This window comes from Pseudomonas canadensis (assembly GCF_000503215.1).
Classification (GTDB): domain Bacteria; phylum Pseudomonadota; class Gammaproteobacteria; order Pseudomonadales; family Pseudomonadaceae; genus Aquipseudomonas; species Aquipseudomonas canadensis.
Window position 1 is genome coordinate 563,407 of record NZ_AYTD01000013.1, and the last position, 10,922, is coordinate 574,328.

Here is a 10,922-nt window from a genome sequence, read left to right on the forward strand (position 1 = left end):
AACAACAGCGCTGTCGCGGGCCGTTGAAGCGGCTTTGGACACGATCATGAGAAAACAAGGAGAATGGCGACCTTTCAAACTCAACGCGCTGGCATCAGGTTCTTCCCTCGATCCCAATCTGATTCAAGCCACAAGGTCATATGGATATGAAACGGGTACTTATCGCTTGGCTCGGCCTGTTATCGCTCACCCAACCCTCACTGTCCTTCGCGGATAACCTCAACGGGAAAACTCTCTTTTCCCAGCGGTGTGCGATGTGTCACGGCGCCGATATCAAAGGCACAGGTCCCTTGGCCAACAAGAGCAATCCCCCCACCCCCGACCTGACCACCGCCGCGTTCAAAAAACGCCTGAATGATTATCCAGGCGTTATTGTCTCGTCGATCATCCTTCGTCCCAATGGCGACTTGATCCCAAGAACCTTGCGAGAGAACGGCGTGAAGCTGGCACCGTTCGCTTGGAGGGTTAACGACTTCCGCGATTTGAACCAGTACATGAGCAGTGTGATTGCAAAAAGTCGATGAGTCTCACACCGCTCTTGCCGCGATCGCCTCCACTTCGACCAACGCTCCGGGCAATGGCAATGCCACCACCTGCAACGCCGTGCGCGCCGGTTTATTCGGTTGCTCAGGCGTGCCAAAGAACTGCGTGTAGCCCGCCTGCAAGCCGGCGAAATCCAGCTTGCCGCCTGTCTCTTCGGCTCCTACCAGAAACACCCGCAACTGCACGATGTCGCCCAGGTCCAGGTCTTGCTGGCGCAAGATCTTGCGCAGCTTGTTGAACACCGACACCGTCTGCACTTCGGTAGAGCCATAGGCGGCCGGCGTGCCCGCCGGGGCGTTTGCGTCGTGCAGATCAGGCAAGGTGCCGCTGACAAAAATCAGGCTGGCGGAAGCCGGTACGGTGACCGTCTGCGAGATTGGGAAATCGCCGACGCTGGTACGTTGAATGCTGTTGCTCAAGATGACTCTCCTTATGAGGCGGCAAGTGCCGCGCTGTGCCGTTGTTGGGTAACCCGTTCCGCCAGTTGCCCGACCACATGGCGCGCCGAATTGGCCGCCGATTCCTGCCAGATGCCCACGCCGCTTTGCACCAACCCATCACCGGCAAAGTACACACGGCCGTGGCCGGCTTCGAGCAAGGCGCTGGCGTCGGCCGGAAAGTGTTCGCGTTGCAGCCACGGGCCTTCGCTGTAGGGGATCTGTTCCCAGGACACCGCCAACGGATTGCGCAAGTGTTTGGAATAGCCGGGGTGCAGCAGCTCCACAGCTTCTTTCGAGGTGGCGTACTGCTGGTCGAACGGTTGCGCACCAAATACGTCGGCGCCCTCCCCGGTCACATAGCCCGCCACCAGCAAGCCTTCGCGGGTGTTGAGGTCGTTGCTCGGGTACCACAGCAGGCGCGCCGGGTGTTCGATCCACGACAGGCCCCCGTAGGTGCGGTAGTCGGTTTCCCAGAATCGCGGCGACTGCCACGCCACTTTGGTTGCCTGGTCGCTGCGGGTGCTGAGCAAGGCGGCCTTGATCGGGTCGCTGAAGTCAGTGTCGAGCTTGGCCAGCAGCGGCAACGGCAGGGTCGAGATCAGGTAATCGGCACGTACCACTTGTTCGCGACCGCTGAGCTTGTCGTGATAAGTAACGGCTACACCGTCTTCCAATTGGCGGATCTGCCGCACCTGGGCGCCCAGTTGCACCTGGCCCCGGACGCGCTTGTAGAAGGCATCCGTGATGCGGTCCATACCGCCCACCGGCTGGAACATGGTGGCGGAGAACTCCGGGAACTCCGTGTGCAGCAACGCGCCCCACAGCTCCGGATGCAGCAGTTGATCGAGTGATAACGGGCTACGACTGGCGGGCAAGGCGCCGGGGTGCGCAGGTGATTCCAGGTGCCCCGAACGGATCGTGCCCTCGAAGGCCAGCGCCTGTGACAGGTCGCCATACACCTGCAGGAACGCCAGCAATCGCCTGCGTTCCTCACCGCTCAATACATCATCGAGGGCATCACGCTGCACCGCCTTGGCCAGCAAGCCGGACACATGCCCCCGTGCATCGTTGATGGCCTGGCCCACCGTGAATGCCGGCTTGCTCACATCCGGCCGCACCTGGGCGCCATGGCTGCTGTTGACCAGCACCTCCAGCGGCACGCCCAACTCGCTGCAATAGTCGAGAATGGTGCGATGCTGGCTGGGAATCCGCGCCGGCCCGGCGTTGAAGTAGTGCCCTTGTTCGAACGTTGCGGTTTGCGTGCGGCCGTCCTTGTAATCCACGCGATCGCCGTTGCGGATCGTCCAGGTGCGGCCGCCCACGCGGTCACGCGCCTCCAGCACTTGCACCTCGAACCCGGCGCGGCTCAACTCCAGTGCCGTCACCAGCCCCGCGATCCCGGCGCCCAACACCAGCACGCGGGTGCCCTGCCCCAGGCCTTCCTTGAGTTTCAGCGGTTGCGGGCGACGGTGTGACGACGGCCCCAGGCCCAATACCGCCAGTGCCTCCTTGACTGCCTTTTCGCCGCCTACCGCAGCAATGCTCGACAGCGCTTCACGTCGTGTCAGTCCCATGTTCGATGCTCCTTAATCCGGCAGGCCCGGTGGGTTGATCAACGACTGGTCGACGCGCTCGATATCCAGGCCCCAGCGTTGCAGCACCTGTTCGTATTGGCCGCCGGCAATCGCGCCTTCCAGGGCGGTGTGGATCGGCTTGACCAGGCCGTTGTCCTTGCGCGTGGTCACCGCGATGTCGGCTTTTAAAGGCCAGCCACCATTGACCGTGCCGACAAGCTTGATACCTCCGGTGATTGCCGCCGAATAGGCGTACACCGAGTTAGGCCCGAACAGCGCATCGCTGCGCCCGGATTGCACCGCCAGTTGCGCGGCGGCCTGGTCGTCGAAGTACTGCAACAGCGCCGGTTTGAGGCCGGCTTTTTCATTAGCGTCGTTCCAGGCCAACAGGACCTTTTCCTGGTTGGTGCCGGAGCCAACGATGATCTTCAGCCCGGCAATGTCTTCGGCCTGCTTGATCGCGCTGATCTTGCTGGTGCTCTTCACATAGAACCCGAGCACGTCCTGGCGATAAGTCGCGAAGTCGAAACGCTTCTTGCGCGCCTCGGTCACCGTGACGTTACTGATCACCGCGTCGTACTTGCCCGAGCTGACGCCCAGGGGCCAGTCTTCCCAGCTGGTCTGCACCACGTTGAGTTGTAGGCCCAGGCTGTCGGCGACCAGTTGCGCAGTGTCGGCCTCGCTGCCGATGGTGGTTTTGTCATCGCTGGCCAGCAGCGCCAGAGGCGGCCCGGCCACACCGGACACGGCCACGGTGAACTTGCCCGGCTGGGCGAACTTGAAGCCCGGCGGGATCTGCGCGATGGCCGCTTCGTTACGCGGTACATGAATGCGCGCACGGTCGGGGCTGAGGTCGACCTGTTGCACGGCGAACGCGCTTTGTGCGGTGCTGACGGCCAGCGTCAACAGGGCGATACGGGCGGTAGAGATAATCATGGGCAGTCACTCCTTGAACTAAAGCACCTTGCCGAGAAAAGCCACGGTGCGGGGATGTCGGGGTTGGCGGAAAATCTGCTCGGGCGGCCCTTCTTCGATCAACTGGCCGTCGCAGAGGAACACCACGTGATCGGCCACTTCACGGGCAAAGCCGATTTCGTGGGTGACGATCACCAGGGTCACGCCCAGTTGGGTCAGGCCCTTGATCACATCGAGCACTTCGCCCACCAGCTCCGGGTCGAGCGCCGAGGTGGGTTCATCGAACAGCAGCACTTTGGGGTCCAGCGCCAAAGCGCGGGCGATGGCGACACGCTGTTGCTGGCCGCCGGAGAGCTGGCGCGGGTAGGCATCGACCTTATCCGCCAGACCCACCTTGGCCAGCAGCTCGGCCGCCTTGGTTGGGGCCTCGGCCTTGTTCCAGCGCTTGTGGGCCAGGGGCGCCTCAGCGACGTTCTCCCAGGCGGTGAGGTGCGGGAACAGGTTGAAGTTCTGGAACACGAAGCCCACGTCGATGCGGCGCTTTAGAATTTCGCGCTCTTTGAGCTCGTAGAGCAGGTCACCCTTGCGGCGATAGCCGACGTATTCACCGTCGATGGTGATATGCCCGCTGTCGATCTTTTCCAGGTGGTTGATGGTGCGCAGCAAGGTGGACTTGCCCGAGCCGGATGGCCCGAGGATCACCGTGACCTTGCCCGGATCGATGGTCAGGTCGATGTCTTGCAACACCTGTTGGTTGCCAAAGCGCTTGCCCACGCCCTGGATCTGAATGCGCCCGGCGCGTGCTTCAGCCATGGGTTTTCTCCTTCAACCAACCGCGTAGGCGTTGCAACGGCGTGGGCGGCAGCACCCGTGCGGTGCCACGGGCGAAATGGCGCTCGACGTAGTACTGCGCGCTGGTCAGCACTGTGGTGATGATCAAGTACCAGACCGTCGCCACGATCAGCAGCGGGATCACCGCCTGGGTGCGGTTGTAGATGACCTGCACGGTGTAGAACAGCTCGGGCAAGGCCAGCACATAGACAATCGAGGTACCCTTGACCAGGCCGATGATTTCATTGAAACCCGACGGCAGGATCGAACGCAGCGCCTGGGGCAGAATAATCCGGAAGATACGGCGCGAGGCCGGTAGACCCAGGGCCGCAGCGGCTTCATGCTGGCCGGCGTCCACACCGATCAGCCCGCCGCGAATGATCTCCGCCGCGTATGCCGCCTGCATCAGGCTCAAGCCCAATACGGCCACGGTGAACTGGCTGAGCACGTCCACGGTGGACCACTCGGCGAACACCACCGAGGTGAACGGCACGCCGAGCACGATGTGGTCGTACAGGTAGGCAAAGTTGTACAGGATGATCAGCACCAGCAACGCCGGCATCGAGCGGAAGAACCAGATATAGCCCCAGGCCAACGCCGCCAGCAGCGGCGAGCCCGACAGTCGCGCCAACGCCAGCGCCGTGCCGAGAATGATGCTGAACACCGTGCTCAACAGCGTCAGCAACAGCGTCTGCCCCAGCCCACGCAGCACCGACGGCGAGAAAAACCACTGGCCGAACACACCCCACTCCCAGCGCGGGTTGGTGGCCAGGGAATGCACGATGGCCAGCAGCACCAGCGCCGCGAAGATCGACCCGGCCCAGCGCCAGGGATGCCGTGCGGGCACCACTTGCAGGGCCTTGATCGGCGTGGAGACACGGGCCTGGCGCACCGGGCTGGGCGAGTCAATCAGGTCATAGGATTTGGCGACGATGGGCATGGTGTGTTCCTCGGCCTCAGAAGGCATAGGTCAAGCGGGTGTAGTAGTACCCGCCGGTAAAACCGTAGGGCGAATAGACGCCGTAACTGCTGACCATGGTGCTGCTCGGCACCCCTTGTTTCTTGGGGTAGATATCGAACAGGTTCTTGGCGCCAACAGCGATATTCAGGTCTTTGGTGAGGTTGTAGCCAAGGTCGAGATCGGTGATCCACTTGGCACTGTAGATACGGTCCAGGTCGCGATTGGCCGACGCGTTCACTTCTTTGTAGGAACCGTAGCGAGTCAGGGCCAGGTTGAGGTTGAAGCGATCGATGCTCCAGTCGCCGCCGAGGATCAGCTTGGTGCTGGGCTGCACGCCGGTGATCAGGTTGCGCGCCTCGCGGTTCATCAACTCGTAGGACGTGCCCAGGATATTGGTGGACTCCTTGTAGTTGAGGATCCGCGTCTGGTTCCAGTTGAACGCGGCGGTCCACTTCACCGCGCCGTACTGGCCGAGGTCCTGGCTGTAGTTGCTGACCAGGTCCAGGCCTTTGGTGCGGGTGTCGGCGCCGTTGATGAAGTACTGGCCGCCGGAGGTGGAGTTGATGCCGTTGTTCTGCAATACCTGGGTGATCTCGGGGCCGAGCAAGGTGCCGGTGAGCGTGATGCGATCGCGCAGGTTGATCACATAGGCATCGGCGGTGAAGCTCAGGCGATCAGTGGGCGTGAGGGTGAAACCGAGGCTGAAGTTGGTTGAGCGCTCCGGCTTCAACTCCTGGGCGCCGAGGGCCTGGGCGGCAGCTGAGCCCACCGGCAACACGCCGTAGTTGATCGACTGGTACACGCCGTCAACCACGCCATACGTGGTGGAGCGCGCACTGAACAGGCTGTTGGCGAGGGACGGCGCGCGGAAGCCGTTGCTGACAGTGGCGCGCACGGCGAACTGCGGGGTGAAATCATAGCGGGTGGTCAGCTTGCCGCTGCGGGTGGCGCCGACGCCCTGGTTGTAGTGTTCGTAGCGGAACGCCGTGCCGACGTACCAGTCGGGCACCGGGTTGAAGCCCACATCGACATAACTGGCCAAGCTGTTGCGCGACGCGCTGCTTTCTTCATCCGGCGAAATGCCGTTGGTGACCTGCGCGCCCGACGACGCACAGTTGCCCGGCGCCACGCAGTAGCCGCCATTGGCATAGGACTCATAATCGCCGGCCTGCACCTCATAGGTGTCGCGCCGATGTTCGAAGCCGACGCTCAGGTCCAAGGGTTTTTGCAGGCCGATATCGAAGCCGCGCTTGAAGTCGAGGTTGGTGGTCAGCTCGGTGGAAATCCAGGTGCCGGAGGTGAAGTGATTCGGCGTGGCCTCGCCCAACGACGGGTTCTGGTTATGGGTGGTGCCCTGCTCCGCGTCGTTACGCCCGTAGGTGGTGGACAGGTCCCAGTCCCACTCGCCAATGGTGCCTTTACCGCCGAATGCCGCCTGGAAATCGTCTTCATCAATGAACCAGGTCGGCGTGTAGCCAGCGGGATAACCGTTCGGCCCGGTGGTGATGGTGTTGGTGATGGTCGGCAGGCGAAAGTTCTGGCCCTGCTCGGCCTTGCGGCGAGAATAGGTGGTAAAGGAGTACAGGCTGAAGCTGTCATCGATCGGCAGTTCGGCGTTGTAGCCCAGGGTCAGCAGGTTGGTCTTGGGTGTGCCGTAGCCACCATAAGTCGACCGCCCGGCTTGCTCGTAGGCTTGCGCGTAGCTGTAGCCGTTGGCGCTGGCCTTGTTGTCGTCATTCTGGCTGCGGGCGTCCAGGGCCAGTTGGACAATGCCGCCGTTGCCGATCTCGAAACCCTTGTTGAGGCTTTGCTGCACGGTCTGTTTCTTGCCGTCATAACCCTGGCCGACGTTGGTCACCGAGGTGCCGCTGGTGTCGGCCTTGAGGATCACGTTGATCACCCCGGCAATGGCGTCGGAACCGTATTGGGCGGCGGCGCCGTCGCGCAGGACTTCCACGTGATCGATGGCACTGATAGGGATCAGGTCAAGGTCGGCCGGGGCTGCGCCGGTGTTGATGCCGTTGATGTTGAGGGTGGCAGCGGTATGACGGCGCTTGCCGTTGACCAGCACCAGCACTTCGGCGGCGCTCAGGCCACGCAGGTTGGGGGCGCGGGCGATGCCGCTGGCGTCCCAACCGGTTTTTTCCGGCAGGGTCAGGGACGGGATCACGGCGCTCAGGGCTTCCATGAGGCCGGGCTTGCCGGTGTTCTGTAATTGCTTGGCGCTGACTACATCGATCGGCACCGGACTGCTGGTGACGGTGCGTTGCTCGGCGCCGCGGTTACCGGTGACCACTACGGTGGACAGGGTGCTGTCGTCCTGGGCTTGGGCGGTGTTGGCCAGGATGGCCAGGGCCAGTGCGGCGGTGGGTTGTAGGGCTCGCTTCATATGCATTCCTGCGTTTCCAAATCGCGAAGTCGGGCAGTCACGCGGGTGGGCGCGGTGCTCGGGTTTTTTCTGGGGTGTCAGGGCGATTTGGGGCTAGGTGTGGGGCGAGGTTTGAATTGGCAACATACGTTGAACTCCCTTCCAACGATTCTGCTGCGGGGTGGCAGCGCAGAATCCGAATCTAGATTGGTACCATCCGAGGTCAGGGGTAGGCTGTTGAGTTCAAACATAACGGAATGGATTTTAAAAATATAATGCTATTTGGGCATAATCTAATATTCTTAGATTTCATTATTTATTAGATATTTTATTCGTATTGGTAATGTTTTTTTGAAACTGGGCATGAGTACATATCCGTTGTTGCGGTAACGGCTGCTTATGGTTCCGCTCTTACAGCGGGTCACTTTTGGAAAAGAGCCCGGAATGCCGGCCCAGCCAAAAGTAACCAAAAGGGCTCTTGCCCCAACACTCGGCACCTCGCCTAGGCTCGGTGTGCCCGTAATCCGACAGTGATTTGGGGGGCCGCCGCCACGCGCCATCCATGGCGCGGGGCGGCTAAACCGGCATCCCTGCCGGTTTACCCCCCAAATCCCTGTCGAATTCCGGCCAGCGTGTTTGACGGGGCGCCTAAGATCAACATCAAAAGCAAGAGCACAGCGGCCTGACAGCCGGCTTGAGTGGTGTAGAGCAAAAGCAAACGCGGTCCTGTAGGAGCCGGGGGGACGCCTAGTTCTTGCCGGCGATGGTCTTCAACGATGACGTGGGGGAACCAGACAAAACGCGGCGGTCTCACGTTTTTCGCCGGCAAGCCGGCTCCTACAGAAAACGAAAAGCGTATCCACGATGCGAAGCGAGTCGCTCTTGATCTTGATTTTGATCTGAGGCGCCCCGTCAAACACGCTGGCCGAACGCAGGCTTGAATCCGTGGGTAACCCGGCAGGACGCCGGGTTAGCCGCGCTGGGCCAAGGATGGCCCATCGCGGCGGCCCACGGATTCAAGCCGGAGTGAGGGCACACCGAGCCTAGGCGAGGTGCCGAGTGTTGGGGCGAGGACCTTTTGGTTACTTTTGGGTCCTTCCAAAAGTGACCCGCTGTAAGAGCGGAACCATAGGCGGCCGTTACCTAAATAACGGATATGTACACCAAACGACCTACCTCCCCCCAGGCCGCAACAACTGCATCTGCTGCCGATAATCATCCGTCACCTGCCGCGCCTGCCCACTACTGGTAATCACCTTAGGCGTAATCAACACAATCAACTCCGTCCGATCCTTCGACTTGCTAGTACTCCCAAACAACCACCGCAACCCCGGCACCCTACCCAGATACGGCACCGCACTCACACTCTCCCCGTTGTCCTGCTTGATCAACCCCCCCAGCAACACCGTCTGCCCACTCTGCACCGCCACCTGCGTCGACACCGAACGCGTCGAAATACGCGGATTCACCGGCGTGTCGCTGTTCGCACTCTGACTCTCGGCATCACTGACCTGCTGCTGAATATCCATGTACACCAACCCACCCGGATTGATCCGCGGCACCACATCCAGAATCACCCCCGTCTGCACATACTCGACACTGCTCAACGTGGTATCCGCATCCCCCGTATTCACCGTCGTCTGGTTGATCGGAATGTTGTCCCCCACCTGAATCTGCGCCGGCTGGTTGTTCATCACCACCAGCGACGGCGCCGACAGCACCTGGGTGCGGCCATTGGTTTCCAGCGCATGCAACGCCACCTGCAGATTCGAACTGACAAACGAGTAGAACAACGAATCCGTCGCCCCCAACCCCGCCCCACCACCGCCGAGTGCGCCCTGGCTGCCGGAAGCATTGGCGACGGTGGTGCTGGAGGAATTACCCGCCAGCCGCCCCAGGTACCACTGCACGCCCAAGTCCAGTTCACCGGTGAGCTTGACCTCTAGGATGCGCGTCTCGATCTGTACTTGCAGCGGCGGGTTATCGAGCCGCTTGATCGCCGCTTCGATCTCTTTCCATTGCGCGGGCCGGGTGCGCACCAGCAGTTGGTTGCTGCTCTTTTGCGCGGTAATGCGGGTGCCGGCTTCGAGCGCGCTGGTGGGCGCGACGTCCTTCTCGTCCGGTTCCGGCGCTTCGCCAGCAGGCGGATTGTTCTGCAAGCCGCCGGTATTGAGTGACGACAGGGTCGTGGTGCGCAGGCCAGGCGCGACCTTCGCCGGTGTGTCGTCCTTGATCGCGCCGGTGCCGTAGATCTGCCGAAGGTACTTGGCCAGGTCGGCGGCCTTCATGTTGCGCACGTCGTAGACGTACATCTGCGGCTCGTTGCCGCCGCCCTCGTCGATGGTGCGGATCCAGTCGCCCACTTCACTGAGGTACTGCGGCTGGGAAGAAATCGCCACCACCGAGTTGGTCCGTTCAATCGGCAGGAAGCGCAGCATACCGGCCAGGGGCATGCCGCTGTCAGGGCCGAACAGGCTTTGCAACTGGGGCATCAATTCGGCCACGGAAGCCCGTTGCAGGCCGAACACGCCCACCGACATGCCCTTGAGCCAGTCCACGTCAAACGTGTCGATGGTGTCCTGGTAATTGGCCAGCTCATCCGGAGTGCCGGCCAGGCTCAACACGTTGCGGGCTGGGTCGACCAGTAAAAATGCATTCTCACGCGCGAACGGCTTGAGCAATTTCTGCATCTCGGTGGCGGAGATATAGCGCAGTGGGAACAACCGCGCCGACAGGCCGCTGGACGGTTGCGCCACGCTCATCTGCGGCACCAGCTTGCCCGCCACCGCCTGGCTGGCGGGCAGGATCACGTAGCGATCACCCTGTTTGATCATGGCGTTGTCGGTCCAGGACAGCAGGGTTTCGAGGATCGACAGCGCCTGTTGTTTGTCCACCGGCTTGGAAGTGGAAAAGCTCACATTGCCCTTCACGCCTTGGGCGATGCTGTAGTTTTCATGCAGCAGGTCGCCCATCACGCTGTTGATCACGGCTTCGATGGGCTGGTCGGCGAAGTTGAAGACGATATCGCCGCCCTCCTCTTTCGCCACCGGCTGTGCTGCCGGCCCGCGCACGAACTGCTGGTTGCCACGGATCAGTTGGCGCTGCGTTGGTGTTTTAACCGCAGGCGGTGGACTTTCCGGCGCGGCTTGCTCGGTCGGCAAGCGTTGCGAGCCGGTGCCTTGCATCGCTTCGTGCAGCAGATCGTCGTCCGCATCCAGACGGTCGGGAAAGGATCCACAACCGCTCAGGACAAAAGCGGTCGCCAGGCAAAACGTTGAGGTGCGCATGTC

General features: G+C 61.7%; 8 protein-coding genes. 1 reads left to right on the plus strand and 7 read right to left on the minus strand.

Annotated elements, in window-relative coordinates; genetic code table 11:
* Nucleotides 1-146 precede the first annotated feature (146 nt).
* A complete protein-coding gene (locus U367_RS0111445; protein ID WP_028617059.1) occupies nt 147-524 on the plus strand; it encodes a c-type cytochrome in 378 nt (125 codons plus the stop codon).
* A 3-nt stretch (nt 525-527) separates the two neighbouring features.
* On the opposite strand, the gene U367_RS0111450 is transcribed toward U367_RS0111445, so the two are convergent.
* The 7 genes from U367_RS0111450 to gspD all read right to left on the minus strand — a co-directional run bounded on the left by U367_RS0111450 (nt 528) and on the right by gspD (nt 10,919).
* Nucleotides 528-962 carry a RidA family protein gene (locus U367_RS0111450; RefSeq protein WP_028617060.1) on the minus strand — a complete coding sequence of 145 codons (435 nt, stop codon included), beginning with the start codon at nt 960-962 and terminating at the stop codon, nt 528-530.
* An 11-nt stretch (nt 963-973) separates the two neighbouring features.
* A complete protein-coding gene (locus U367_RS0111455) occupies nt 974-2,557 on the minus strand; it encodes a flavin monoamine oxidase family protein (protein ID WP_028617061.1) in 1,584 nt (527 codons plus the stop codon).
* A 12-nt stretch (nt 2,558-2,569) separates the two neighbouring features.
* Nucleotides 2,570-3,493 (minus strand): ABC transporter substrate-binding protein, encoded by a 924-nt coding sequence (locus U367_RS0111460; protein ID WP_028617062.1) that lies wholly within the window; start codon nt 3,491-3,493, stop codon nt 2,570-2,572.
* 18 nt (nt 3,494-3,511) lie between these two features.
* Nucleotides 3,512-4,285 (minus strand): amino acid ABC transporter ATP-binding protein, encoded by a 774-nt coding sequence (locus tag U367_RS0111465; protein ID WP_016978457.1) that lies wholly within the window; start codon nt 4,283-4,285, stop codon nt 3,512-3,514.
* Nucleotides 4,278-5,243, minus strand: coding sequence for an amino acid ABC transporter permease (locus U367_RS0111470; RefSeq protein WP_028617063.1), 966 nt, complete (start codon nt 5,241-5,243; stop codon nt 4,278-4,280). The genes U367_RS0111465 and U367_RS0111470 overlap by 8 nt, the downstream gene beginning before the upstream one ends.
* A 16-nt stretch (nt 5,244-5,259) precedes the next feature.
* A complete protein-coding gene (locus U367_RS0111475) occupies nt 5,260-7,653 on the minus strand; it encodes a TonB-dependent receptor plug domain-containing protein (RefSeq protein ID WP_028617064.1) in 2,394 nt (797 codons plus the stop codon).
* A 1,151-nt stretch (nt 7,654-8,804) separates the two neighbouring features.
* The gene (gspD, locus tag U367_RS0111480; RefSeq protein ID WP_028617065.1) at nt 8,805-10,919 is read right to left on the minus strand and encodes a type II secretion system secretin GspD; all 2,115 of its coding nucleotides are present in this window, start codon (nt 10,917-10,919) and stop codon (nt 8,805-8,807) included.
* Nucleotides 10,920-10,922: the final 3 nt, after the last annotated feature.